We start from the raw sequence: 25,544 nt of genomic DNA, 5'->3' as shown, positions 1-25,544 counted from the left end.
TCTTAGTAAAGTAGATTTTTTAGTTAATATTCGGTTTTCTGGGGGAGGGTATTCCTCTTTATTTTAAGCCCTACAAAAGTGTGAATAAATTTCAGTATAAAAAAATCAAATTGCTATTGATTATTAATTATTTTTTACGTAAAATGGTCGAAACTTAATTGTCTAAACCTATTGAAAAATTCATCAACAAAAACCAGAGTTCGATATTCGGAAACAGATCAAATGGGCGTGGTTTATCACGGTAATTATGCTCAATTTTTCGAATTAGGGCGAACTGAATGGCTCCGTAATCTTGGAGTTACTTACAAAGATATGGAAAACAGCGGAATAATGCTACCTGTAATTTCATTAAAATGTAATTTTATAAAATCGGCATTATACGACGATGTTTTAACGATTACGACTTTCTTAAAAAAAAAGCCAATGGTTAAAATTGAATTTGATTATGAAATTAAAAATCAAAATAATGAAATGGTTTGCACAGGAAATTCTGTTTTGGCTTTTATGAACTCTAAAACTATGAAACCTACAAAATGTCCAGATTATTTATTGGAAAGTTTGGGATTTTAAATATTTTTTTAAACTTATTCTAAAACATTTTCTCTTACAATAAATTCAAAAATAACAAAGAGTATAAGTTCTTACTCTAACGCTTTAATTTCTACTTTATACAAAGTATCAAAAATAGTATAAATAGCTGCTGCATCATTTTTTCTTACAGAAATTGTGTACTCGCAATCCATTTCTAATTTCTGATTTACAATTTCGATATTTTTCTCTTTGATGATTCTCATTACAGGATTCATTAAATCGTAATTGAATTTTAATATGTAACGAATATCAATTGTTTTTTCTACAATTTCTGAAGCTTCTAAAGCCAATTGTGCAGAAGTTTTATAGGCGGTAATTAAGCCTCCAACACCTAATTTTGTACCGCCAAAATAACGTACAGAAACAATTAAAATATTGGTAACTTCAAAAGATTGAATTTGCCCGTAAATTGGCATTCCTGCAGAGTTATTGGGCTCACCATCGTCGTTTGCTCTATACTGAATCGTTTCAATTCCTATTTGATATGCATAACAAAAATGACGTGCAGCATGGTGTTTTTTCTTTAATTCTTCTAAACATTCTTTTACATCATCTTCAGAGAAAACAGGAAAAGCATACCCAAAAAACTTACTCCCCTTTTCTTTAAAAAGCGTTTCTTCGGATGGTTTTTCGATGGTTTTGTATGCGTCTTCTTTCATTTTAAATTTACGAATTCTTAAAAATTGTAAGTTTTATTGGAATGAGTTGTTTAATCTGTTTAATTTGAAACTCTGAAACTTTGAATTTTGAATTTTGAATTAAGAAACCGTTACCAAAACAATTCCCAAAATGGCAAGTGCAACTCCAATTTTATTTTTTACGCTAAATTTCTCGTTAAACAACCACAAACCTACTAAGGTCGATAAAATTACAATGCCTACATTGTTTATCGTAAACAACACAGAACTTTCAAAATTTTTATTCTGCAAAGCTTTGATTAAAAATACAATCGAAAAATAATTTGGAATTCCCAAAACAATACCTGCAATTATATTTTTAATACCAAAAGACTCTCTTTTTTTGATGGCTTTAACTCCCAGAATTAAAAACCCAAAGAATGCTGCAATTCCGAACAAACTTCCAGAAAAGATAGAAATATCTTCGTTTGCTACATGGTTTGTTTGCACATATTTTAACAAAGTATCGATGGCACCAGAACCAAAAAACAATAAAATGGGAAATAATAAAGTTGCTTTTTTATTTGATTTTTCTTCTTTTACAGATGACAAATACACTGCCACTAAAGCAATAATTATTCCTAGTATTTTTAAAAAAGTAACAGATTCGTTATATAAAATAATTCCGAAAAACACAGGAACCACCACAGACATTTTTCCTGCAATGGAAGTTACTGAAACTCCGTTTTTTTGTGCAGTGATGGCCATCACAAAAAAAATAGTGATAAACAAAGCCCCTAAAACCAAAGCCCCAAAAAACCAGGGTTCTAAATAAATTTTTGTAATGGGTATTTTCTTTTCTGCCAACAAAAAACCCATGGTAAAAGCAACTATATAATTGATAAATATTGCTTTTAAAACATCTATTTTATAAACGCCAAAATATTTAAAAATAACAAATAGCCCTGTAGAAAAAGTATGCTAAGAATTAGATACATTATAGTAGTCGCTTGTTTTTCTTGAAAAGTTCGGTAACATCATCGACATTTGGCACTAAATTCCACGTATGAATGCCTAATGAATTGGCCGATTTTGTATTTTCTTCTAAATCATCTACAAACAAAGTTTCTTCGGCTTTTAACGAATTTTCACTTAATACAAATTTATAAATATTGGCATCTGGTTTCCTAAAATTAATTTCGTGCGACAAATAAAATTGTTCAAAAGCATTTTTAAAATCATTATAAAATTGCGTTCCCAAACTATTTTGCACCCATTTTATGTGCAAATCGTTGGTATTGCTTAACAAAAACAATCGGTATTTTTTACTAGCCGCTAGTTTTTGTAAAAATAATAACCTTTCTTTTGGAAAATCGAGTAAAACTGCATTCCATGCATGTATCAAATCGGTTTTTGGAATGTTAAACCTATTGTGAAAAAATTTGATAAAATCTTCTGTGGACATCAACCCTTTTTCGTATTGATGGTAAACCCCAACCATTTCTTCAGTAATCTCTGTAACGCCTAATTTTGCCATGGCTTTATAAGTTGCCATTTTATCTAAATTGATAAAAATATCTCCAAAATCGAAGATGATGTTTTTAATCATTCTTATATATTTTTAAAACATCTTTTTTAATGTTTTGTTCACTTACTTTATTTGTTTTTAAACTTGGTGCTTTTACACCTTTTTTAAAATTACAATCTCCTACAAAAACCATGGCTTCGTCCCATAAATTTTCGTCTATAAAGGTTTGTAATGTTTGTGTACCACCTTCTACAATTAAAGATTGAATGTTGTGTTTCTGCAAAACATCGCAAATTTGTTTGCCTATATTTTTAAAGAAATTAATTTCTTCGAAACATACATTTTCTCTTCTATCTTCACGCCTTAAACTTCCAACATTACAAATAACAATAGTTTTAACGCTTCCGTCTAAAATATTTGCATTTTTAGGAATTCTTAAACTCCTGTCTAACACAACTCTAACTGGATTTTCTCCAAACCAGCTTCGAACATTCAATTGGGGGTTGTCTGCCAAAACTGTGTTTGTACCCACCAAAATTGCATGCTCTTTACTTCGTAATTTATGCACCAATTGTTGTGAATATTGGTTGGAAATCCAAATTGGAGCGTTGTTTTTAATAGATTCTGAAACAAGTTCTTGAGGCCTTATAATAGGTTTAGGATAAACAAAACCGTCTTTTGTTTCTGCCCATTTTAAAATAAGGTAAGGGCGTTTTTTTTCTTGAACTGTAAAAAATCGTTTGTGATGCTCTCTACACGCTTCTTCTAAAACACCAACGATAACATTAATTCCTGCTTTTTGCAAGCGTAAAATTCCTTTTCCAGAAACCAAACTATTACTATCTAAACAACCTATAACCACATTTTTAAGTTTCTTTTTAACAATTAAATCTGCGCAAGGTGGTGTTTTTCCAAAGTGCGAACAGGGTTCTAAAGTTACATAAATGGTTGCTTTTTCTAAAAGTTTGGGGTTTTTAACAGCATTAATTGCGTTTACTTCTGCGTGATTTTTTCCATAAACAGAAGTAAAACCTTCGCCAATAATTTTATTTTTATGTACAATAACAGCACCAACAGAAGGGTTTGGACGCGACGTTCCAATTCCGTTTTTGGCAATTTGCAAACAACGTTTTATGTAAAATTCGTGATTCATTCTATGTTTCAATAAAAGAAGCTGAAATACATTTAGTTTAAAGTTTTATTTTTATTTCTTGTGTTTTATCAACTAAAAACTCTTTGGTAAAACCAAAAACTACATATTTTAATTTCCCTTTAATTTTTACGTTTATTTTGTTAGAAATTAAAGAATTTAACAACCCACCTAAAGTACCCTTTTTATGAGTGTTTAAAAGGTTTTTTGTAGGAATATGCGCAATTAAAGGAATTGAAAATTCGTTTCTTGCAGGTACTTTAAATTCTTCTGAAAAAATCTCTGCAACCTCTACTTCGTTTACAAAAACTTTAATATCTTTTGTCGTAATTTTTCCACTTACATCATTAGGATTTTCAAAAAAAGCATCTGCTTTTAGTTTTATAGTATCTCTGGTAAAACTAAAGATTTTTACATGATCGACTTTTATAAAAACAGGCTCTTTTTGAACTGAACACCCAACAAATAAAAAAATTAAACTTGTAAAATATAGTAGTTTTTTCATCTTAAAATTCTAAAAAATAGGTAACTTGCTCTTGCAAAAATAAGGTAATAAATGACAATTAAAGATTTTATCATAAGAGAAATCAAACCCGAAGACAACTTGCAACTTGCCAGTGTTATTAGAAGCGTAATTGTAGAAATGGGAGCTCCTAAAACGGGTACTGCTTACGAAGATAAAGCCACTGATGCTATGTTCGAGAATTTTCAAAAAGAAAAAAGTGCCTATTTTGTCGTAGAACACCAAAATAAAGTTGTGGGTGGTGCAGGCATTGCACAATTAAACAATGGCGAAAAAAACATTTGCGAGCTTCAAAAAATGTATTTTTTACCGATTGCAAGAGGCATAGGCTTAGGAAGCAAATTAATTGCCAAATGCTTGCAAAAAGCCCAAGAAAAAGGTTTTAAAAATTGTTATTTAGAAACCATGCCATATATGAAAGCTGCTACCAAACTTTATAAAAAAAATGGTTTTGTAAATCTAGAAAAACCAATGGGAAATACAGGCCATTATTCTTGTAATGTATGGATGATTAAGAAAATTTAAAGAAAAAAATATGACTATTTATTATGTTCTTTTTTGTGTTCATTTCCTTTTATTTAGTTGGGCATTTTACAATATTTTATATTTTGGCGTAAAACCTTCTAAATCTTTAAGTTGGATTTTAATTACTTTCTTTTTTCCCTTTTTAGGCGTTTTTGCGTTTACCCTTTTTGGAATTAACAGAAGAAAACTAAAGTTTTTTGAACTAAAAGAAACCAAAAAACGCAAGAATTACATAAAAAAATCTTTCGAAGATAAAAAAGAGAAACATTTAGAAGTTTTAGACTCTATAAAAGCAAAAAAAATATCTTCTTTAGTCTATAACAACACCAACATTCCCCTAAAAACAAAAAATAAAGTAACCGTTTTAAAAAATGGAAAAGAAACTTTTAAAGCACTTTCCGAAGCGATAAAAAACGCAAAACACTTTATTCATTTACAATATTACATTATAGAAAACGGAAAAATATTTTCAGAAATTAAAGAATTGTTACTTCAAAAAAGAAAAGAAAATGTCGAAGTAAGAATTTTATACGATGCTATTGGAAGTTATTCTTTAAGTAAAAGTGTAAAAAAAGAATTAAAAGATGCTGGCTGTTATATTTACCCAGAAATGGCTTTAAAATTCGGAACTTTTTTGTTTACTTTAAACTTTAGAAATCATCGAAAAATAGCAGTAATCGATAACAATATTGGGTTTACTGGAGGTGTAAATATTTCTGACCAATACATTACAGAAAATACACCTTTGGGCATTTGGGAAGATGCACATATAAAAATTGAAGGAGATGCCGTTTGTAGTTTGCACAAATCTTTTATAAAAGATTACTTTTATGCAACCGAAGAAGATTTAAGTGAGCAAGAGAAATATACAGCATCTTGCCCTTTAAAATCAAATACAAAAGTGCAAATTGTTTCTAGCGGCCCAGATTACGACCAATCTGTAGTAATGCAACAATATCTTAGTTTTATCAACTTAGCAGAAAAAAGTATTTGTGTAATGAACCCCTATTTTATTCCTACATTTTCAATTTTAGAAGCTTTTAAAATCGCTGCCTTAAGTGGTGTTGAAGTTACTTTATTATTACCCAAAAAAGGCGATTCTAAAACGGCAACATACAGTATGTTTTCTTATTTTGAAGATTTAATGAAAGCTGGTGTAAACATTTACTTAAGAGACGATTTTTCGCATAGTAAAGTTATTTTTATTGATGATGAAATTGCTTCTGTAGGCTCTACAAATTTCGATTGTCGAAGTTTCGAGCACAACTACGAATTAAATGCCATCATTTTTGATAAAGATGTAACCGCAGAAATACGAGAAGAATTTAAGATGCGCAAAGATTTAGCCAATAAAATCGATTTAGAAACTTTTTTAAACCGCTCTAAAACTCAAAAAACGTTAGAACGTTTGTGTCGTTTTTTTAGTCCTTTATTATAGAATTTATGACACTTAAAGAATTTAAAACATACTTTTCTAATGAACTTTCTACTGTCTATCCAGATACAGAAATAGAAGCTTTTTTCTCGATTATTATTGAAGAAAAACTAAATCTACAAAGAATTGATACGGTTTTAAAACCCGATTTTAAGATTGATGATGCTATTTTTACAGAAATTAAAACCATTATCAAGAGATTAAAAAAAGAAGAACCCATTCAGTATATTCTTGGAAAAACAGCATTTTATGGTTTGCCTTTTTTTGTTGATGAGAATACACTAATCCCTAGACCAGAAACAGAGGAACTGGTGGAGTGGGTTTTAAAAGAGTGTCAAGCATTAAGTATTAAAAATCAATATAAAAATCTTTCGATTTTAGATATTGGCACTGGCACTGGTTGCATACCTATTTCTTTAGCAAAAAACACAAAAAACACACAAATTTCTGCAATAGACATTTCATCTGAAGCTTTAAAAATTGCCCAGAAAAATGCTGTTTTAAATAAAGTTAACATTGATTTTTTTGAATTGGATATTTTAGAAGCTAAAAATCTAAATAATCTGTTTGTTCGAGCGCAGTCGAAAACTCAATCATCAAATGGCAAATACGACATTATTGTTTCCAATCCACCTTATGTTCGTGAGTTAGAAAAAGTAGAAATAAAAAATAATGTTTTAGAAAACGAACCTCATTTAGCGCTTTTTGTGGATGATAAAAACCCATTGATTTTTTATAAAAAAATAGCAAACTTGGCAAAAGAATATCTTTCTAAAAACGGATTGTTATTTTTTGAAATCAATCAACATTTAGGAAAAGAAACTGTTGAGATGTTACAAAATAAAGGTTTTAAAAATATTGAGTTAAAAAAAGATTTGTTTGGAAATGATCGAATAATAACGTGTAAATTCGTTTAGTTTGTTTCTAAACTTAAAAAAACATAACTTCGTTAACCCATTATAAAGTAAATTAAAACTTAGCTTATTATTAAAGTTAACAAACCTCTAAAACCAACTAAAAGTTCTCTCCTAAAATCATTTTTAATTTAATTACTTTTGCCAAATGGTTAAAGAAATTCAGCTTCGTGTAAATTTAATAGAAGAACGCAAAGAAAATAGTTTGCTTTACAAAGCTTCTAAACAATTAGGAGTTGATCTAAAAGAAATTTCTGCAGTTAAAATCTTACGAAAATCTATTGATGCTCGTAAAAAAAACATCATTTTTAACTATAAAGTAGCTGTTTACATAAACGAACCTGTTCCAGAAAAATCAGATTATATTTTCGAGTATAAAGATGTTTCTAGAGCAAAAGAAGTTCATATTATTGGTTTTGGTCCTGCAGGAATGTACGCTGCTTTGCGCTGTATCGAACTAGGTTACAAACCCGTGGTTTTAGAACGTGGTAAAAATGTACAAGACAGGCGAAGAGATCTAAAAGCCATTAATCAAGACCATTTTGTAAACGAAAATTCTAATTATTGTTTTGGCGAAGGTGGTGCAGGAACCTATTCTGATGGAAAACTTTATACCAGGAGTTTAAAACGTGGAGATGTTCGCAGAATTTTCGAAAACTTGGTTTTTCACGGAGCAACAGAACAAATTTTAATAGACGCGCATCCACATATTGGAACGAATAAATTGCCGAAAGTTATTCGAAATATTCGCTCAACTATTTTAAAATTTGGTGGCGAAATTCATTTCGAAACCAAAGTGACCAATTTTGTTATAAACAAAAATAAATTACAAGCAATTCTACTCGAAAACGAACAAGAAATAGCCGTAAATGCGGTTATTTTAGCCACAGGACATTCTGCCAGAGACATTTACGAATTGTTACATAAAAAAGAAATTGCAATTAAAGCGAAGTCTTTTGCCATGGGCGTTCGTGTAGAACATCCACAAGAAATTATCGATCAAATTCAGTACCATTGTTCTGGTAAAAGAGACGAATTATTGCCAGCAGCAGCTTACAGTTTGGTAAATCAAGTTAACAATAGGGGTGTGTATTCTTTTTGTATGTGTCCTGGAGGTTTTATTGTTCCTGCAGCCACTGCCAATGGAGAAGTAGTTGTAAATGGGATGTCGCCTTCTAGGCGAAATAATAAATTTGCAAATTCAGGAATTGTTGTTGAATTAAATATCAATCAAGATTTTAAGAAATACGAAAAGTTTGGTGCCTTAAAAGGCTTAGAATTTCAAAAAGATTTAGAAAAAATTGCTTTTTACGCTGGCGGAAGAACACAAACAGCTCCTGCACAAAGATTGGTAGATTTTGTAAACGGAAAACTCTCTACAGATTTAAACGAAACTTCATATCAGCCAGGCTTAAAATCGGCTCCACTACACTCTCTTTTGCCAAGAATTATTGGTAGCAGATTGCGAAAAGGCTTTCCAGAGTTTGGTAAAAAAATGCATGGCTATTTTACAAACGAAGCCAATGTTGTAGGGGTAGAATCTAGAACATCATCTCCAGTAAATATACCCAGAAAAGAAAATTTAGAACACACAGAAATTAAAGGATTGTTTCCTTGTGGCGAAGGTGGTGGTTATGCAGGGGGTATTGTTTCTGCAGCTATGGATGGAGAACGTTGTGCAGAAGCAGCAATTGCAAATTTATAGTAGATTTGCTGTGCTAATTCATTAACTATCTATAACTTTACACCAACTTAAAGCCTATTAATGAAAATAACGATTGGTCGATCAGACAAAGCAGATTTCCCTGAATTATCGCTTTCAGAAATTGATGTAAAAATAGATTCTGGTGCATACACCTCTTCTATACATTGTTCTGATATTCAGGAAATTTCTGTAAATGGAGAACCTTTTATACAGTTTACATTGTTAGATCCAGAGCATCCTTTTTATAACCATACAAAATTTAAGTTTAAAAACTATGCCTCTAAAATTGTAAAAAGCTCAAATGGTATTGCCGAAAAACGGTTTATGATTCATACAAAAATTGTAATATTTAATAAAACGTTTCCTATCTATTTAACTTTAAGTGAGCGTAAAGACATGACATTTCCTGTTTTATTAGGAAGAAAATTTTTAAATAAAAAATTTGTGATAGATACTGCTAAGAAAAATTTATCACACAAATTAAAAAATAAATAAACGAATGAGAATTGTAATTTTATCTAGAAATCCAAAACTATATTCAACAAAAAGGTTGGTGGAAGCTGCACAAAAAAGGAAACATGAAGTATTAGTCGTGGATCATTTAAAATGCAATATCGAAATAGAAAAAAGATCTCCAAAAATATTTTACAAAGGAGAATATTTAGAAAATGTAGATGCTATTATTCCAAGAATTGGTGCTTCTGTAACATTTTATGGAACAGCAGTAATTCGTCAGTTTGAAATGATGAAAGTTTTTACAGCAGTTTCTTCGCAAGCATTAACAAGATCTAGAGATAAATTAAGCAGTTTACAAATATTAGCAAGAGCTGGTGTTGGCTTACCCAAAACCGTTTTTACCAATTACACAAAAGATGTAGAACATGTAATTAGTTCTGTTGGCGGAACTCCATTAGTTTTAAAATTATTAGAAGGTACACAAGGTTTAGGGGTCGTTTTGGCAGAAACACAAAATGCAGCCACTTCTGTTTTAGAAGCTTTTAACGGTTTAGGAGCAAGAGTAATTGCACAAGAATTTATTAAAGAAGCTGGTGGTGCAGATATTAGAGCTTTTGTGGTAGATGGAAAAGTGGTTGGAGCGATGAAGCGCCAAGGAAAAGAAGGTGAATTTCGTTCTAATTTACACAGAGGAGGAAACGCAAATGTTATAGAACTAACAGACGAAGAAGAAAAAACAGCCTTAAAAGCTACAAAAGCAATGGGATTAGGGGTTGCAGGTGTAGATATGTTGCAGTCTTCTAAAGGCCCACTGGTTTTAGAGGTAAATTCTTCTCCTGGTTTAGAAGGAATAGAAGTTGCCACTGGAAAAAATATAGCTAAAGAAATTATACGTTATTTAGAATTAAATGTTGAATAAACCTTTTATTCTTTTAGGAAAAGAAATTCCTGAAGGAAAACGAACTGTTTTAGACTTAAAAGTAGCCAAATTACATACAAGAACTACTGTAAACGTTCCTGTGATTATAGAACGCTCTACAAACCCAGGACCAGTAGTTTTATTATTGGCAGGAATTCATGGAGATGAAACCAATGGAGTGGGCATTATTAGAGAAATTATCAATCAAAAGATTAACAAACCCAAGAACGGAACCATTATTTGTATTCCCGTTTTTAATATTTTCGGATATTTAATTCAAACAAGAGAATTTCCAGATGGTCGAGATTTAAACAGAATGTTTCCTGGTTCTGCAACAGGTTCTTTGGCGAGCCAATTTGCATATCAATTTACCAAAGAAATTGCACCTTATGTAGATTATGTAATCGATTTTCATACTGGGGGTGGAGAACGTGATAACATTTCGCAAATTCGTTGTAATAAAGACGATGAAAAAGCGCTAGAATTAGCCAAAGTTTTTAATCCTCCAATGATTGTTTATTCTAGTAATATAGCTAAATCTTTAAGAGATACCTTAAACAAAATGGGAAAAACCATTTTATTGTTCGAAGGCGGAAAATCGAAAGAATTAAACCCAACCATTATAAACGAAGGTGTAAACGGAACTAAAAATATTTTAATTCACTTAGGTTTAATCGAAGGAGAAATAAGCGTAAGAGCAACACCTGTTTATGTAAAAAAAGCTAAATGGTTAAGGGCACAACACTCTGGAATGTTTCAAATTAGAGTAAAAAATGGTGCATTTGTAAAAAAGAAAGACGTTTTAGGAATCATTCAAGACCCTTTTGGAGAATTTAAAAAGAAAATTTATGCCCCAGAAAATTGCCATATTTTCTGTGTAAATCAAACTCCAATTGTTAACAAAGGAGATGCATTGTTTCATATTAGTTTAGAGAATTAACTTCATTTGTGTACTCATTTAATTTCTAATAAATTAGCGAAATTAAATTATTAAAACATATTACATCTATATTTTAATAAGCAAAGAAAACCTAACCAACCAACAAAAAATTAGTAAAATGTACTTAACCCAGAGAATTGTTATTGTATTATCCGCTTTTACATTATGTTTTTCTTGCCAACAAGAAGATAAATTTATTTATAAAAATCCAGAAGCATCTATAGACGAACGTGTTGCAGATTTACTGCCAAGAATGACTTTAGAAGAAAAGTTTTGGCAACTTTTTATGATTCCTGGAGATTTATCAGAAGGGAAAGAAAAATACAAACACGGTATTTTTGGATTTCAAGTTTCAACCAAAAGTTCATCTAAAAATGAAGCCGAACAAATTTTAGATTATTCTAGTGGAGGCACCACAGCAAAAGAAACCGCAATTCTTATTAATAAAATGCAAAAATATTTTATAAACGAAACAAGACTTGGCATTCCTATTATTCCTTTTGATGAAGCTCTGCATGGTTTAATACGTAAAGATGCAACGGCTTTTCCGCAATCTATTGGGTTAGCAGCATCTTTTAACACAAAACTAATGGATACAGTTGCAGCAGCAATTGCAACCGAAGTAAAATTACGCGGAATTCGTCAAATCTTATCTCCGGTAATAAACATTGCTAGAGATGTAAGATGGGGGCGTGTAGAAGAAACCTATGGAGAAGACCCTTTTTTAACTTCAAGAATGGCTGTTTCTTACGTTTCTGCCTTCGAAAAACGTGGCGTAATTACCACTCCTAAACATTTTGTAGCCAATGTTGGAGATGGTGGACGAGACTCCTACCCTATTCATTTTAACGAACGTATTTTAGAAGAAGTGTATTACCCAGCTTTTAAAGCCAGCGTTCAAGAAGGAAAAGCATGGTCTATTATGACTTCTTATAACTCTGTTGATGGAACCCAAGCCAGCGCAAATAACGAAATCTTAAACGAAAAATTAAAAAAAGATTGGGGTTTTGGAGGGTTTGTAATTTCTGATGCAGGCGCAACTGGAGGTGCAAATGTGTTGCATTTTACAGCGAAAGATTATGCAGAATCTACCAAACAGGCTATTGAAGGTGGATTGGATGTTATTTTTCAAACCTCTTACAATCATTATCCGCTTTTTTACGAAGCTTTTGAGAAAGGAATGATTGACGAAAAAGCCATCGACGAAGCTGTAAGACGTGTTTTATACGCAAAATTTAAATTAGGTTTGTTTGAAAATCCGTATGTAAATGTTACCGATTTAGAAAAAAATAATAGTGTAGAAAAAAACAAAGGCTTAGCAAAAACAGCTGCTTTAGAATCTATTGTTTTGCTTAAAAATAAAACACAAACACTGCCGCTTAAAAAAGATATAAAATCGATTGCTGTAATTGGTCCTGATGCAGATGCAGCACGTTTGGGTGGTTATTCTGGGCCAGGAAACAACCCTGTAAGCATTCTAAAAGGCATTAAAAATAAGGTAGGTAATGCTAATATAACATATGCAAAAGGTGCTGAAACAGTTGTCGAAGATTTTGTGTCGATTCCTAAAGAAAATTTATTTCATTTAGATAATGGCGAAAAAAAACCAGGTTTAAAAGCTAATTATTACAACAATATTAATTTAGAAGGAGCGCCTGCATTATCGAGAATTGATGAAAAAATCGATTTTCGTTGGACGCTTTTTTCTCCAGATCAAAATAAAATTAACTACGACTATTATTCAGCAAGATGGACTGGTAAATTAATTGCGCCAGAATCTGGAAACATAGCTATTGGTATTAAAGGAGATGATGGTTATAGATTATACATTAATAACGAACTTATTATTGATAATTGGAAAAAACAAACAGTACAGCAAATCACAAAAAAATACAAGTTTCAAAAAGACAAAATTTACGATATTAAGGTAGAATTTTACGAAACTACTGGAAATGTTTGGTTTAAATTGCTTTGGAATGCTGGCATAAAAGATAATTGGAAGCAAGAAATAGCAAATGCCGTTTCAATCGCAAAAAAAGCAGAAGTAGCAGTTGTTTGTGTTGGAATTGAAGAAGGCGAATTTAGAGATCGTGCTTATTTAACATTGCCAGGACATCAAGAAGAATTAATTAAAGCTGTTGCCGAAACTGGCACACCAACTGTTGTTTTATTGGTAGGTGGAAGTGCAATTACAATGCAAAATTGGGTAAATGATGTCGCTGCTATTGTAGATGTTTGGTATCCTGGAGATGAAGGAGGAAATGCTGTTGCAGACGTACTTTTTGGCGACTACAACCCTGCTGGCAGATTGCCTATAACTTTTCCTGTTCACGAATCGCAAGTTCCTTTGTACTATAATCATAAACCAACAGGAAGAGGAGACGATTATTTAAATCTCACTGGAAAACCAATGTTTCCTTTTGGTTTTGGGTTAAGTTATACAAACTTTAAATACAGTGATATAAAACTCGATAAAAGCAACATAAAACCATCTGAAACCACAACCGTAACTTGTAAAATAACAAATACTGGTAATTTTAATGGAGACGAAGTTATTCAATTATACATTAGAGACGAGTTCGCTTCTGTGGCAAGACCTGTTTTAGAACTAAAAGGTTTTAAACGTATTCATCTTAAAAAAGGAGAATCTAAAACAGTAAATTTTAAAATTACCCCAGAGTTATTAACAATGTTAAATAAAAAAATGGAACGTGTTGTAGAACCTGGAACTTTTAGAATTTTAATAGGAGCAGCGTCTAACGATATTCGATTGAGAAAGATTTTAACAGTCGAGTAATTTTTTGGCTACGATATTAAAATCTGGCTTTAAAAATCACTAAAAAACTTACATTTGCAAGATGCGAATAGATATTATTTCAGTAGCTCCAGATTTATTAGAAAGTCCGTTTAATCACTCAATTGTTAAACGTGCAAAAGAAAAAGGTTTGGCAGAAATTATAATTCATGATTTACGTGAATATGGCTTAGGCAACTACAAACAAATTGATGACACTCAGTTTGGTGGTGGTGCAGGAATGGTAATGATGATTGAACCGATTGCAAATTGCATTCGAAAATTACAATCAGAAAGAGTGTATAACGAAATTATTTACATGACTCCAGATGCAAAAACGCTAAATCAATCTACCGCAAACACACTTTCATTAAAAGAAAACATCTTAATTCTTACAGGACATTATAAAGGTGTAGATCAACGCATTAGAGACCTATTTATTACCAAAGAAATTTCCATTGGCGATTATGTTTTAACGGGTGGCGAATTGGCTGCTGCAGTTTTAGTAGATGCTATTGTTCGTTTAATTCCAGGGGTTATTGGCGATGAGCAATCGGCTTTAACAGATTCTTTTCAAGATAATTTGTTGTCTCCTCCTGTATATACAAGACCTGCCGATTTCGAAGGAAATAAAGTGCCTGATATTTTATTGTCTGGAAATTTTCCAAAAATTGATGATTGGAGAAGTGAAAAAGCTTACGAAAGAACAAAAAAAATAAGACCCGATTTATTAGATGAGTAGCGTTCAAAAAATAACAACCTATTTTAAAGAAAATAAAGCCATTCGTTGGGTTTTAGGGTTTCAATTATTTAGGTTGATACTCTTGCCATTTATGGGGTTAATGCCTCAAGATGCTTACTATTATCTATATGGGCAAAATTTATCGCTTTCTTATTTCGATCATCCAGGAATGATTGGCTACATTCTAAGAGCCTTTACAGATACATTTGGCGATTCTGTTTTTGTGGTAAAATTTGCCGATTTTGTAATTACATCTTTAACTATATTCAGTTTTTACAAATTAGCGAGTTATTTTTTGTCTAAAAGAAAACAGCAAAGAGCCTTGTTATTATTTGCATCTAGCATTTTTGTTTCCATACTTTCTTTCAATTCTACACCAGATGTTCCACTATTATTATTCTGGACCTTAAGTTTAACCTGCTTGTACAAAGCCATTTTCGAAGAGAAAAAATGGTTTTGGATTTTGGGTGGAATTGCAATGGGGTTGGCTTTCAACAGTAAATACACCGCAATTTTATTACAATTTGGTTTGTTCGCTTTCTTACTATTCTCCAATAAATACAGAAAATTATTAATTTCTCCTTGGGTTTGGATTTCTATAATTATTTCTGTAGCAGTTACTTTTCCTGTTTGGTACTGGAATTATCAAAACGAATTTGCTTCGTTTGCTTTTCAATCTTCTGCAAGAACAAGTTCTATCAGTAAGTTTGAAATTTCTCCTAAAAACTTCTTTGGTGCCATTGGTCATCAACTATTTTTATTATTACCTGTTTTATTTTTAGTGATAATTACTTTCACTTTTAAATACATTAAAAGAGCCTTGCTAAAATTTAAAATTCCGCAGGCGAAAACTTTATTTTTATTAGCCTTTTTCGTTCCAACATTTGTTGGTTTTTTTGCCCTCACTCCTATTTATTGGGTAAAATTAAATTGGATGATGCCTTCTTACATCACAGGAATTATAATTGCGGGCATGTTTATCAATCAAAAATTATTAAAGGCTCAAATTATAATATCTATTATTTTTCATGTTTTGGTAAGTTTGCAAATTCTCTTTTATTTAGTGCCTATTAAAAGCGATGATACTTGGGTGGGTTGGAAAGAATTGGCTATTGAAACCGAAGAATTACAAGAAAAATACCCAAACACATTTATTTTTTCTAACGACAATTATAAAACTTCTGCTTGTTTAAAGTTTTTTATGGAAGATAAAGTGTATGCACAAAACATCATAGGTTTGCCTGCTTTGCATTTCGATTATTTAGGAGACGACTTATCTACCTTAAAAGGAAAAAATGCTATTTTTATAGATTCTGATAAACGTTTTAAAGATAAAAATCGATTAGGAACCATCGATCCTTTATTAAAAGCTTACTTTAAAAATGTTGCTGAATTAGAACCAATTATCATTAAAATTAATGGCAAAGAGAGTAGAAAATTTTGGGTTTTCTATTGTACTGACTATCAACCTAAAAATTAATTAAAAATTAGTTTTTACGAACTAAAAATAATTACTACTTTTGCAACCGCTAAATTAACCTCTGACGAAAAAATCGTGAATGTTGCTTTACAAAATCATAAATATTTAATATGGAAGCTTTAATAAAATTTGTACAAGACGAATTTGTAACAAAAAAAGAATTTGCAGAATTTTCTGCTGGTGATACAATTACTGTGTATTACGAAATTAAAGAGGGAGAAAAAGTAAGAACTCAGTTCTTTAGAGGTGTTGTTATTCAAAGAAGAGGAACCGGTCTTTCTGAAACGTTTACTATCAGAAAAATGTCTGGTACTGTGGGGGTAGAAAGAATTTTCCCTGTAAACCTACCTTCTATTCAAAAAATTGAAGTGAACAAAAGAGGTAAGGTACGTAGAGCTCGTATTTTCTACTTTAGAGGTCTTACTGGTAAGAAAGCTAGAATTACTGAAAAAAGAAGATAATCTCTTTCAAATAAAAGTATTAAAAAGCGTTGTGAAAATTCACAACGCTTTTTTTTAGATGCCTTTTTGGGATAACCATTTCAGTTGAAATCTTGTGAAGAAAAATCACAAGAATTTATCTTTTAAACAAATGTTTATAACTATAGTTAATATTGTGTTGATTTCTAAATGGTTAAAAAATTTGCAAGTTTTAAAATTGAAACTATATTTACCATAGCATTTACTAACTAATTAAACGATAAGTTTACAAAAGCTCATAAAAAAATTAAAAGTAAATACTTAAAGTAACGTTCTTTACATATTGTTTTTCTAAAAATTAATCGAATATTAAGATTCAATTCAGGTATTTTAAATCATTATAATTAGGTAGTTTAAAAAAGAAACATTCTAAAAAATAACAAAGACAACTGCGTTTATTTTAGAATTGCTAAGAAATTAGTAGCGTAAGCTTACTTCTTAACGCACAGAATTTATAACGTATATTTTAAAATTATCTACTAAAATGTATTCTTAGTTTAAGTTTTATTTTTTTAAAACAATAGAAACATCGATAAAAATTTTATAAAAGTAGAATGCTTCTATAACATTAAGGATGTTTCAAAAACTGAAATAGCAGATAGCAATTTCCTTTTTAACCCGCATTATGCATTAGGAATACACAAAAGGAGGACTTAAATCATTAATTTGGGAGAATAAGCCATCCATCCAAGGTCTTTTTTTAGTGTTTAAAGCAATCTTTAAGACCTTTCTGTTAGCATGATTTACTGTCCAAGCTCCTAATGCAAAGCAATAGACTTTTAGGGTTTTTAAAGTTGCTCGATTATGATGATTTAAGGCAAAATGTCTAAACAAACTCATTAGGTTATAAGCCACCATAATGAATCTAAAGGAAGCCTCAGTTGCCCAAAAATCCTTTAAACAAAAGTTATCTAATCCAAAGTCTTCTTTGAGTTCTTTGATTCTGTTTTCACAATCAGCTCTGGTGTTGTAGATATTCCAAACTTGGTCTAGCGGTAAATCTAGATTGGTTACATAGCAACTAAAACGATAACCAGGCAGATCATCAAAAAGTAATTTTCCAGCTGCTTTTGGACGATCTTCTACTTTCTTTTTTATGACAATATAGCGCCTTGACTTACCATCTGTATGGTTAAAAATCATCTCATTAAGCTCAATTCCTTTTGTGAGTTCTATCCAATTATCCAAACCCCAAACTGCATTTTTTATATTTGGGTACATACGTGCTGCCATAATGTAATTGAGTTGTTTGCCTTCTAGATAATCTAATAAATCTTGTGTGTAAAAACCACTATCTGCACGAACTAAACCAACTCTTTTGTCCTTTAAAGCTTCATTGAAGGTTTCTTCCATAAACTCTTTACAGCTACTACTATCTGCTGTATTGCCTGGTCTTAACCAAGCATTGGCAACCATTCTGGTTTGGCTTACAAAGGCCATTAATGGGTGATGTGAGTTCCTGCCTTTTTTATTGGGATTATAACCTTTTGCGCTACCTTGTTGCTCTCCATATCTTGTAATAACTGTGCTATCAAAATCTATAGTTAAGTTGTCAACATCTAATTGCTTGAAAAACCAATGTTGCAACTTTGGAAATACTTCTGTATTGCGCTTTTGAGAAAACTTGCCAAAAAAACGACTATAGGTACTTTGTGATGGCATACGATTCCATCCAAAAATATCTTGCAATGTGCTATCATAACGTAACCAATCACAATGGATATAACGAGAAGCTCCTGTCCAAATACTCAACCAAAAAGCTTCAGTTATATGTGCAGGATTATAACCTGCATTAGAGCTTGGTTGAGGTAAATCTAATTGTGCTAGTTGTTCTCTAATTTCTGTTTGATCAATAAAACGCTTCATTAAGCTCATCCCTCCAAAAGGGGTGACTTTCTTACTTGAATACTCAATAGGGAGATTAACCATTTGGGTTATGTGTTAAATTCGCTATAAAGCTAATAATCATAAGCGTTTATACAAAATTTTAAATCATCTATTGCATAATTCAGGGTTAAGGAAATATAAAACATTTGTTTTATTTGTTTTGTACCAATACAAAACAGTACTTAAAACTATTTCGAAGAAGCCATATCGCAACAAGAAATTGTTTGATATGGCTTTTATTTTTAACTTTAACGAAATCGATTTCAAAAATTGCTAATTCTGCAATAAAACTCGCTAATTAATCACATTTTACCAATAAAATACTCAACAAAAATTCTTAAATTTGCTCGCTTTCAAAAATAATGATTCTTCATTAAGGAAGTTATTCCATTAGTACAATTACTTAAAACACAATTTACATGAGCAAAATAGCTAAGATTATATACACAAAAACAGACGAAGCACCTGCTTTGGCCACACGTTCTTTTTTACCAATTGTAGAAGCTTTTACAAAATCTTCTAACATCGAAATTGAAGTAAAAGATATTTCTTTAGCTGCAAGAATTTTAGCTAATTTTTCTGAATACTTAACAGAAGATCAAAAAGTTGAAGACGCCTTGGCTCAATTAGGCAATTTGGCAAAATTACCAGATACAAACATTATAAAGTTGCCTAATATTAGTGCATCTGTACCACAGTTAAATGATGCTATAAAAGAATTGCAAGCTTTAGGTTATGCACTGCCAGATTATCCAGAAGAAGCAAATACTGCCGAAGAGAAAAAGGTATTGGCTTTATACAACAAAGTAAAAGGTTCTGCTGTAAACCCAGTTTTACGCGAAGGAAATTCCGACAGAAGAGCTCCAAAAGCAGTAAAAAATTATGCTCGTAAAAATCCGCATTCTATGGGAGTTTGGTCTTCAGACTCAAAAACACATGTTGCAACGATGGCAGAAGGCGATTTTGCCCACAATGAGTTATCTGTAACACTACCAAAAGCAACGACAGTAAGCATACAACATATTGCAGAAAATGGAGAAAAAACAGTTTTAAAAGACAATCTTTCTCTTTTAGAAGGAGAAATTATCGATGCCACTGTAATGAGTAAAAAAGCATTGGTTAATTTTTTAGAAAGAGAAATTGCAGACGCTAAAGAAAAAGATGTTTTACTTTCATTACATATGAAAGCAACGATGATGAAGGTTTCTGACCCAATTATTTTTGGACATGCAGTTCGTATATTTTTTAAAGATATTTTTGATAAGCATGGTAACACTTTAGAAGAAATTGGTGTAGATGTAAATAATGGTTTTGGAAATTTATTAAGAAATTTAGAAGAATTATCTCCAGAAAAAAAAGCAGAAATTTTATCGGATATTGCCGAAGTTTATAAAAAAAGACCCGCTGTTGCCATGGTAAATTCCGACAAAGGAATTACCAATTTACATGTTCCTAGCGATGTAATTATTGATGCGTCTATGCCAGCAATGATTCGTACTTCTGGACAAATGTGGAATGCAGAAGGAAAATTACAAGATACCAAAGCAATTATTCCAGATAGTTCTTATGCAGGAATTTATACTGCAACCATCGATTTTTGTAAAAAGAATGGTGCTTTCGATCCAACCACAATGGGTACAGTTCCTAATGTTGGTTTAATGGCTCAAAAAGCAGAAGAATATGGTTCTCATGACAAAACTTTCGAAATCAATAGAGATGGAAAAGTTGTAGTTGTAGATGCAGATGGAAATACATTAATGCAACACCATGTAGAAACTGGAGATATTTGGAGAATGTGTCAAACAAAAGATGCTCCCATACAAGACTGGGTAAAATTAGCCGTAACAAGAGCAAGAGCTTCTAAAACTCCTGCTGTTTTTTGGTTAGATAAAAACAGAGCACATGATGCCGAAATTATTAAAAAAGTAAATACTTATTTGCCAAATCACGATACTTCTGGTTTAGATATTCGAATTTTAGCTCCTATTGAAGCAACCAATTTTACATTAAATAGAATTATTAAAGGAGAAGACACCATTTCTGTTTCAGGAAATGTTTTACGCGATTATTTAACAGATTTATTCCCAATTTTAGAGGTAGGTACTTCTGCAAAAATGTTGTCGATTGTTCCTTTAATGAATGGTGGTGGGTTATTTGAAACGGGTGCTGGAGGTTCTGCTCCAAAACACGTGCAACAATTTTTAGAAGAAAACCATTTAAGATGGGATTCTTTAGGAGAATTTTTAGCCTTAGCCGTTTCTTTAGAGCATTTAGGAAATACACAAAACAACCCAAAAGCCCTTATTTTAAGCGAAACGTTAGACGATGCTACAGACACTTTCTTAGATAATAAAAAATCTCCTTCAAGAAAAGTGGGCGAATTAGACAACAGAGGAAGCCATTTCTATTTGGCATTATATTGGGCAAAAGCTTTAGCAAACCAAACAAAAGATGTAGAATTAAGTAAAGAATTCTCTAAAATATATAAAGAGTTGCAAGAGAATGAGACTAAAATTATAGATCAGTTAAACGAAATTCAAGGAAATCCTGTTAACATTCAAGGGTATTACAAACCTAATGATGCCTTGGCAAACAATGCAATGAGGCCTAATGAAATTTTTAATGCAATTTTAAATTAACTAAATATTTAAAAAATTGTAATTTTATTAACATAAAGAGTACTTTCAAAAGTACTCTTTTTTTATAGCTTTGTTTTTCTTCAATCAACCATTATTATGAACAAGAAACGTATTGCAATTATTACTGTGCTATTAGCTTTAGTAACTTATGCCCTTTATAGTTATTTTTCTACATCTTCAAACGATACAATATATTTAACTTCAAAAGTTAAAAAAGGAGATTTTATTAGCGAAGTAATTACCTCTGGCGAAGCCCAATCTACAAGTTTAAAAAATATTAATGGGCCAGAAAATCTAAGAAAATTTAAATTACGAGATATTAAAATTCAAGATTTAATTCCAGAAGGAACTATCGTTAAAAAAGGAGATTATGTTGGAAGATTAGATCCTTCTGGCGTAAATGAACAAATTTTAGATGCCCGTTTAAATTTAGAAACGGCACAATCTAAATACACACAACAACAATTAGATACCACTTTATCTTTAAAACAAGAAAGAAACGCAATTAAAGATTTGCGTTTTTCGATGGAAGAAACAAAACTAGAGTTAAAACAATCTATCTACGAACCACCTGCAACCATAAAAAAATTAGAAATAAAACTAGAAAAAGCAGAAAGAGATCTTAAAGAAAAGTTAGAAAACTATAATATTAAAAAAAAGCAAGCCAATGCTAAAATGGTTGAAGTAGGTACAGAGGTTTCTAAAATAAAAAAAGAGGTAAATAACTTATTAGAGTTATTAAAATCTTTTACTATTTATTCGAACGGTAATGGAATGATTACTTATGTAAAAGAATGGAATGGAACAAAGAGAAAAGTAGGATCTTCTATAAGTCCTTGGGATCCATCTATTGCAAGTTTGCCAGATTTAACAAAAATGGAATCTAAAACATATGCAAACGAAGTAGATATTCGAAAAATTAAAAAAGGGTTGCCTGTAAAAGTTGGTTTTGATGCTTTTCCTGATGTAGAATTAGATGGAGTTGTAACAGATGTTGCAAATGTTGGAGAAAAGAAAAGAGGTTCAGATATTAAAGTGTTTCAAGTTTTAATTAAATTAAAAGAAACAAATGAAAACATAAGACCAGGAATGACTACTTCTAATAGAATATTAACCTTCGAAAAAAAGGATGTCTTAAGCATTCCTTTAGAAGCTGTTTTTTCTAAAGATTCAATAACCTATGTATATACAAAATCTGGTTTTTCTATTACAAAAAAACAAATAGAAATAGGAGACTCTAATAACGATGCGGTTATTGTTAGAAAAGGATTGTCGGAAAACGACCTCGTTTACCTAAACAAACCCGAAGGTTATGAGGCAGCCGAAATTATAAAATTAAACTAATTTCTATGTTTAATAAAATATACATAGAGAAACTAAAATCTAATTTTAGTGAAGCCATTCGTGTAATTTCTTCCAATAAAATAAGAACTTTACTAACTTCTTTAGGCATTATTTTTGGTGTTGCAGCTGTAATTACCATGCTTGCGATTGGTAATGGAGCCGAAAAAGAAATTTTATCTCAATTAGAATTGGTGGGGGTAAATAATATTGTTATTACACCTATACCCGATGAAAAAAAAGACAACGCTTCAGAAGATGAAGATGATGAAGCGAATACAGAATCTAAACGTTTTTCTAAGGGATTAGACATGTTAGATGTAACAAGTATTGCAAACAACATTCCTTCTGTAAAAACAGTAAGTCCAGAAATAATTTTAGACACTTACGTAATTAAAAAAGGAAGACAAAATCCTGTAAAACTAATTGGTGTTTCTAATGAGTATTTTGCAACCTCTAATATAGAGATAGAAAGCGGAAAAAACTTTTCTATTGCACAATCGAAAAATGCATTGCCTGTTTGTATTATTGGTAAAAAAATCGAGAAAAAATTATTTACTGGAGAAAGTGCCATCGGAAAAAATATTAAAGTAAAAGATGTTTGGTTACAAGTTATTGGGGTTATAGAAGAAAAATTTATTTCTGATACTGCACAAGAAAATTTAGGAATTAGAGATATGAACCAAGATATTTATATTCCCATAAAAACATTTTTAGTTAGATATAAAGACCGTAAAATAATTTCTGAAAAACAAATGGATTTTGAAAATGGAATTTTTGTGATAAGTAATGGCAATTCACAAGGTCCTAAAAAAAGAATTCCAAGAGGTAATTATCATCAAATAGACAAATTAATTGTTCAAGTAAACAACTCAAAAGAACTAAATGCAACTGCAGATGTTTTAAGTAGAATGTTAAAGAGAAAACATAATGGAATGTTAGATTTCGAAATCTCTATACCCATTCAGCTTTTAAAACAGCAACAAAAAACAAAACAAATATTTAATATTGTTTTAAGTATTATTGCTGGTATTTCTTTGTTAATTGGTGGTATTGGTATTATGAATATTATGCTGGCTTCTGTTTTAGAAAGAACCAAAGAAATTGGCATTATAAGAGCCATTGGCGCCACACAAGAAGATGTAATTCTTCAATTTTTAACAGAATCTGTACTGGTAAGTATTGGTGGAGGAATTATAGGAATTTTTTTAGGGATTTTAGCCTCCTATATTTTAGAAGCTACTACCGGAATTGAAACTATTTTATCTTTAAATTCTATTTTACTATCCTTTTTTGTGGCAACACTTATTGGATTAGTTTTTGGAATCGCACCTGCAAGATCTGCCGCAAACAAAAGCCCTATTGAAGCAATTAGACACGAATAAAACTATGAAAAATCTTATTTTATTTCTTTGCGTTTTATATACTGGAGTTACTTTCAGTCAAAATAAACAGTTTATTACACTAGAGCAAGCAATAGAAATTGCACAAAAAAAATCACCCGATTACAAAGCATTATTAAACCAAAATCAATCTAGTTATTGGAGGTATCGAAATTATAAAGCAGGTTTTTTACCTCAATTAAGGTTAGATGCTACTTTACCACAATATGCCAATTCAGTTCAAAGGTTAACCAACGATAGTGGACAAGATATTTTTGTGCGTTCGAATCAATCTAGAATCGATGGAACACTTTCTTTAAATCAGAATATTGCTTTTACTGGAGGTACCTTATCTTTTAGTTCTCAATTAGAACGCGTAGATATTTTTGGAGATAATAACGCTACCAGATTTTCCGTAGTTCCATTTTCTATCAATTACAATCAAAATTCTTTATTATTTAATGAGTTTAAATGGGACAAAAAAATTGAACCTTTAATTTACGAAGAGTCTAAAAGGCAATTTATAGAAAGTATGGAAGAAATATCTTTAAATACAGCCAGAAGATATTTTGCGCTTTTAAAAGCCCAAATGCAAACAAAAATTGCATTGGCCAACTTATCAAATCAAGATACACTTTTTCAAATCTCAAAAGGAAGATTTAAAATAGGAAAAATCGCAGAAAACGATTTGCTACAAATGGAGTTATCTGTACTAAACTCTAAAAATACAGTTACTACAAACGAAATAGATTTAAAAAGAAGTTCTCAAAATTTAGCAAGGTATTTAGAGTTAAACACAGAAAACCTCGTACTAAATATTCCTAAAGAGTTAACCACATTTACAGTAACCGTAGAAAAAGCATTAGAAGAAGCAAAATCTAATAGAAAAGCAGTTATAGAGTTTCGTAGAAAACGCTTAGAGGCAGAAAAACGTGTTGCAGAAGTAAAAGGAAGCAATCGTTTGCGACTAGGGTTAAGTGCTAATTTTGGTATTTCGCAACAAGGAGATGTTTTTAACGATCTTTTTCAAAACTACAATCAACAACAAAACTTACAAGTTACACTAAGTATTCCTTTATTAGATTGGGGCGTTTCTAAATCTCGAAGAAAATTAGCTGAGGCAGATAAAGATTTAATTTACAATAATGTAGATCAAGACGAACAAGAATTCGAACAAGAAATTTACCTACACACACTAAATTGGCAAAATCAACGTAATTTTTTAAAAACAGCTAAAAAAGCGAAAGAAATCGCAACCAAAAGGTACGAAATTACTAAAAAACGTTTTGTTTTGGGCAAAATTACTATTACAGACTTAAACTTGGCTTTAACTGAAAAAGACAGATCTGTATTGCAATATTTAAATTCTCTAGAAAAGTTTTGGATAGATTATTATACACTTAGAAGGTTAACTTTATACGATTTTATTAAAAACAAAAAAATTGAAGTAGAAGATATCACGTACGATTAATACATTCTTTTTTAAAATTTCTTTTA

Annotated in this window: 22 protein-coding genes; 16 read left to right on the top strand and 6 right to left on the bottom strand. The window is 31.0% G+C overall.

Features of this window, described 5'->3' with window-relative positions; all coding sequences use genetic code 11:
- Positions 1 to 171 precede the first annotated feature (171 nt).
- Positions 172 to 570 carry an acyl-CoA thioesterase gene (locus JL193_RS17015; protein WP_207971894.1) on the top strand — a complete coding sequence of 133 codons (399 nt, stop codon included), beginning with the start codon at positions 172 to 174 and terminating at the stop codon, positions 568 to 570.
- Positions 571 to 641: 71 nt separating this feature from the next.
- Here the strand turns inward: JL193_RS17015 and JL193_RS17010 are convergent, their stop codons facing one another.
- From JL193_RS17010 to JL193_RS16990, 5 genes are all read right to left on the bottom strand, one after another.
- Positions 642 to 1,250 (bottom strand): IMPACT family protein, encoded by a 609-nt coding sequence (locus tag JL193_RS17010; RefSeq protein WP_207971893.1) that lies wholly within the window; start codon positions 1,248 to 1,250, stop codon positions 642 to 644.
- Between the two features lie 99 nt (positions 1,251 to 1,349).
- A complete protein-coding gene (locus tag JL193_RS17005) occupies positions 1,350 to 2,087 on the bottom strand; it encodes an EamA/RhaT family transporter (protein ID WP_437440081.1) in 738 nt (245 codons plus the stop codon).
- 118 nt (positions 2,088 to 2,205) lie between these two features.
- Positions 2,206 to 2,817: an HAD family hydrolase gene (locus JL193_RS17000; protein ID WP_207971892.1), complete on the bottom strand. Its 612-nt coding sequence runs from the start codon at positions 2,815 to 2,817 to the stop codon at positions 2,206 to 2,208.
- Positions 2,810 to 3,889 (bottom strand): bifunctional diaminohydroxyphosphoribosylaminopyrimidine deaminase/5-amino-6-(5-phosphoribosylamino)uracil reductase RibD, encoded by a 1,080-nt coding sequence (gene ribD, locus JL193_RS16995; RefSeq protein ID WP_207971891.1) that lies wholly within the window; start codon positions 3,887 to 3,889, stop codon positions 2,810 to 2,812. The genes JL193_RS17000 and ribD overlap by 8 nt, the downstream gene beginning before the upstream one ends.
- A 37-nt stretch (positions 3,890 to 3,926) precedes the next feature.
- Complete coding sequence (locus tag JL193_RS16990) at positions 3,927 to 4,391, bottom strand: LEA type 2 family protein (protein ID WP_207971890.1); 465 nt, start codon at positions 4,389 to 4,391, stop codon at positions 3,927 to 3,929.
- 51 nt (positions 4,392 to 4,442) lie between these two features.
- Here JL193_RS16990 and JL193_RS16985 point away from each other — a divergent pair, with 51 nt between their 5' ends.
- From JL193_RS16985 to rplS, 11 genes are all read left to right on the top strand, one after another.
- Positions 4,443 to 4,934: a GNAT family N-acetyltransferase gene (locus JL193_RS16985; RefSeq protein ID WP_207971889.1), complete on the top strand. Its 492-nt coding sequence runs from the start codon at positions 4,443 to 4,445 to the stop codon at positions 4,932 to 4,934.
- A gap of 10 nt (positions 4,935 to 4,944) precedes the next feature.
- On the top strand, positions 4,945 to 6,372 hold the full coding sequence (gene cls, locus JL193_RS16980; protein ID WP_207971888.1) for a cardiolipin synthase: 1,428 nt from the start codon (positions 4,945 to 4,947) through the stop codon (positions 6,370 to 6,372).
- Positions 6,373 to 6,377: 5 nt separating this feature from the next.
- The gene (gene prmC, locus JL193_RS16975) at positions 6,378 to 7,286 is read left to right on the top strand and encodes a peptide chain release factor N(5)-glutamine methyltransferase (protein WP_207971887.1); all 909 of its coding nucleotides are present in this window, start codon (positions 6,378 to 6,380) and stop codon (positions 7,284 to 7,286) included.
- Positions 7,287 to 7,431: 145 nt separating this feature from the next.
- The gene (locus tag JL193_RS16970; RefSeq protein ID WP_207971886.1) at positions 7,432 to 8,988 is read left to right on the top strand and encodes an NAD(P)/FAD-dependent oxidoreductase; all 1,557 of its coding nucleotides are present in this window, start codon (positions 7,432 to 7,434) and stop codon (positions 8,986 to 8,988) included.
- 60 nt (positions 8,989 to 9,048) lie between these two features.
- A complete protein-coding gene (locus tag JL193_RS16965; RefSeq protein ID WP_207971885.1) occupies positions 9,049 to 9,483 on the top strand; it encodes an ATP-dependent zinc protease family protein in 435 nt (144 codons plus the stop codon).
- Positions 9,484 to 9,487: 4 nt separating this feature from the next.
- Entirely contained in the window at positions 9,488 to 10,363 is an 876-nt protein-coding gene (rimK, locus tag JL193_RS16960) for a 30S ribosomal protein S6--L-glutamate ligase (RefSeq protein WP_207971884.1), read from the top strand.
- Complete coding sequence (locus tag JL193_RS16955; RefSeq protein ID WP_207971883.1) at positions 10,353 to 11,303, top strand: succinylglutamate desuccinylase/aspartoacylase family protein; 951 nt, start codon at positions 10,353 to 10,355, stop codon at positions 11,301 to 11,303. Before rimK ends, JL193_RS16955 begins: the two co-directional genes overlap by 11 nt.
- Before the next feature lie 118 nt (positions 11,304 to 11,421).
- On the top strand, positions 11,422 to 14,100 hold the full coding sequence (locus JL193_RS16950) for a glycoside hydrolase family 3 C-terminal domain-containing protein (RefSeq protein WP_207971882.1): 2,679 nt from the start codon (positions 11,422 to 11,424) through the stop codon (positions 14,098 to 14,100).
- A 61-nt stretch (positions 14,101 to 14,161) separates the two neighbouring features.
- Positions 14,162 to 14,839, top strand: a complete 678-nt coding sequence (trmD, locus tag JL193_RS16945; protein WP_207971881.1) for a tRNA (guanosine(37)-N1)-methyltransferase TrmD — start codon at positions 14,162 to 14,164, stop codon at positions 14,837 to 14,839.
- Positions 14,832 to 16,319 carry a glycosyltransferase family 39 protein gene (locus JL193_RS16940; protein ID WP_207971880.1) on the top strand — a complete coding sequence of 496 codons (1,488 nt, stop codon included), beginning with the start codon at positions 14,832 to 14,834 and terminating at the stop codon, positions 16,317 to 16,319. The genes trmD and JL193_RS16940 overlap by 8 nt, the downstream gene beginning before the upstream one ends.
- 110 nt (positions 16,320 to 16,429) lie before the next feature.
- Positions 16,430 to 16,780 (top strand): 50S ribosomal protein L19, encoded by a 351-nt coding sequence (rplS, locus tag JL193_RS16935; RefSeq protein ID WP_207971879.1) that lies wholly within the window; start codon positions 16,430 to 16,432, stop codon positions 16,778 to 16,780.
- A gap of 648 nt (positions 16,781 to 17,428) precedes the next feature.
- Here rplS and JL193_RS16930 read toward each other — a convergent pair.
- Positions 17,429 to 18,727 carry an IS1380 family transposase gene (locus tag JL193_RS16930; protein WP_207971324.1) on the bottom strand — a complete coding sequence of 433 codons (1,299 nt, stop codon included), beginning with the start codon at positions 18,725 to 18,727 and terminating at the stop codon, positions 17,429 to 17,431.
- A gap of 377 nt (positions 18,728 to 19,104) precedes the next feature.
- Here JL193_RS16930 and JL193_RS16925 point away from each other — a divergent pair, with 377 nt between their 5' ends.
- The 4 genes from JL193_RS16925 to JL193_RS16910 all read left to right on the top strand — a co-directional run bounded on the left by JL193_RS16925 (position 19,105) and on the right by JL193_RS16910 (position 25,518).
- Complete coding sequence (locus JL193_RS16925) at positions 19,105 to 21,324, top strand: NADP-dependent isocitrate dehydrogenase (RefSeq protein WP_207971878.1); 2,220 nt, start codon at positions 19,105 to 19,107, stop codon at positions 21,322 to 21,324.
- A 96-nt stretch (positions 21,325 to 21,420) separates the two neighbouring features.
- Positions 21,421 to 22,668 (top strand): efflux RND transporter periplasmic adaptor subunit, encoded by a 1,248-nt coding sequence (locus JL193_RS16920; protein ID WP_207971877.1) that lies wholly within the window; start codon positions 21,421 to 21,423, stop codon positions 22,666 to 22,668.
- A 5-nt stretch (positions 22,669 to 22,673) separates the two neighbouring features.
- Positions 22,674 to 24,050 carry an ABC transporter permease gene (locus JL193_RS16915; RefSeq protein WP_207971876.1) on the top strand — a complete coding sequence of 459 codons (1,377 nt, stop codon included), beginning with the start codon at positions 22,674 to 22,676 and terminating at the stop codon, positions 24,048 to 24,050.
- A gap of 4 nt (positions 24,051 to 24,054) precedes the next feature.
- A complete protein-coding gene (locus JL193_RS16910) occupies positions 24,055 to 25,518 on the top strand; it encodes a TolC family protein (protein ID WP_207971875.1) in 1,464 nt (487 codons plus the stop codon).
- Positions 25,519 to 25,544: the final 26 nt, after the last annotated feature.

The organism is Polaribacter batillariae (genome assembly GCF_017498485.1).
In the GTDB taxonomy this organism is placed as follows: Bacteria; Bacteroidota; Bacteroidia; order Flavobacteriales; family Flavobacteriaceae; genus Polaribacter; species Polaribacter batillariae.
The sequence above is the reverse complement of the archived record's forward strand: the minus strand, read 5'-3'. Positions and strand labels throughout refer to the sequence as shown.

Bases quoted from the DNA above. Each gene is read 5' to 3' on its own strand.
- JL193_RS17010 (WP_207971893.1), bottom strand. From the start codon at position 1,250: ATGAAAGAAGACGCATACAAAACCATCGAAAAACCATCCGAAGAAACG.
- JL193_RS17005 (WP_437440081.1), bottom strand. From the start codon at position 2,087: ATGGGTTTTTTGTTGGCAGAAAAGAAAATACCCATTACAAAAATTTAT.
- JL193_RS17000 (WP_207971892.1), bottom strand. From the start codon at position 2,817: ATGATTAAAAACATCATCTTCGATTTTGGAGATATTTTTATCAATTTA.
- ribD (WP_207971891.1), bottom strand. From the start codon at position 3,889: ATGAATCACGAATTTTACATAAAACGTTGTTTGCAAATTGCCAAAAAC.
- JL193_RS16990 (WP_207971890.1), bottom strand. From the start codon at position 4,391: ATGAAAAAACTACTATATTTTACAAGTTTAATTTTTTTATTTGTTGGG.
- JL193_RS16985 (WP_207971889.1), top strand. From the start codon at position 4,443: ATGACAATTAAAGATTTTATCATAAGAGAAATCAAACCCGAAGACAAC.
- cls (WP_207971888.1), top strand. From the start codon at position 4,945: ATGACTATTTATTATGTTCTTTTTTGTGTTCATTTCCTTTTATTTAGT.
- prmC (WP_207971887.1), top strand. From the start codon at position 6,378: ATGACACTTAAAGAATTTAAAACATACTTTTCTAATGAACTTTCTACT.
- JL193_RS16970 (WP_207971886.1), top strand. From the start codon at position 7,432: ATGGTTAAAGAAATTCAGCTTCGTGTAAATTTAATAGAAGAACGCAAA.
- JL193_RS16965 (WP_207971885.1), top strand. From the start codon at position 9,049: ATGAAAATAACGATTGGTCGATCAGACAAAGCAGATTTCCCTGAATTA.
- rimK (WP_207971884.1), top strand. From the start codon at position 9,488: ATGAGAATTGTAATTTTATCTAGAAATCCAAAACTATATTCAACAAAA.
- JL193_RS16955 (WP_207971883.1), top strand. From the start codon at position 10,353: ATGTTGAATAAACCTTTTATTCTTTTAGGAAAAGAAATTCCTGAAGGA.
- JL193_RS16950 (WP_207971882.1), top strand. From the start codon at position 11,422: ATGTACTTAACCCAGAGAATTGTTATTGTATTATCCGCTTTTACATTA.
- trmD (WP_207971881.1), top strand. From the start codon at position 14,162: ATGCGAATAGATATTATTTCAGTAGCTCCAGATTTATTAGAAAGTCCG.
- JL193_RS16940 (WP_207971880.1), top strand. From the start codon at position 14,832: ATGAGTAGCGTTCAAAAAATAACAACCTATTTTAAAGAAAATAAAGCC.
- rplS (WP_207971879.1), top strand. From the start codon at position 16,430: ATGGAAGCTTTAATAAAATTTGTACAAGACGAATTTGTAACAAAAAAA.
- JL193_RS16930 (WP_207971324.1), bottom strand. From the start codon at position 18,727: ATGGTTAATCTCCCTATTGAGTATTCAAGTAAGAAAGTCACCCCTTTT.
- JL193_RS16925 (WP_207971878.1), top strand. From the start codon at position 19,105: ATGAGCAAAATAGCTAAGATTATATACACAAAAACAGACGAAGCACCT.
- JL193_RS16920 (WP_207971877.1), top strand. From the start codon at position 21,421: ATGAACAAGAAACGTATTGCAATTATTACTGTGCTATTAGCTTTAGTA.
- JL193_RS16915 (WP_207971876.1), top strand. From the start codon at position 22,674: ATGTTTAATAAAATATACATAGAGAAACTAAAATCTAATTTTAGTGAA.
- JL193_RS16910 (WP_207971875.1), top strand. From the start codon at position 24,055: ATGAAAAATCTTATTTTATTTCTTTGCGTTTTATATACTGGAGTTACT.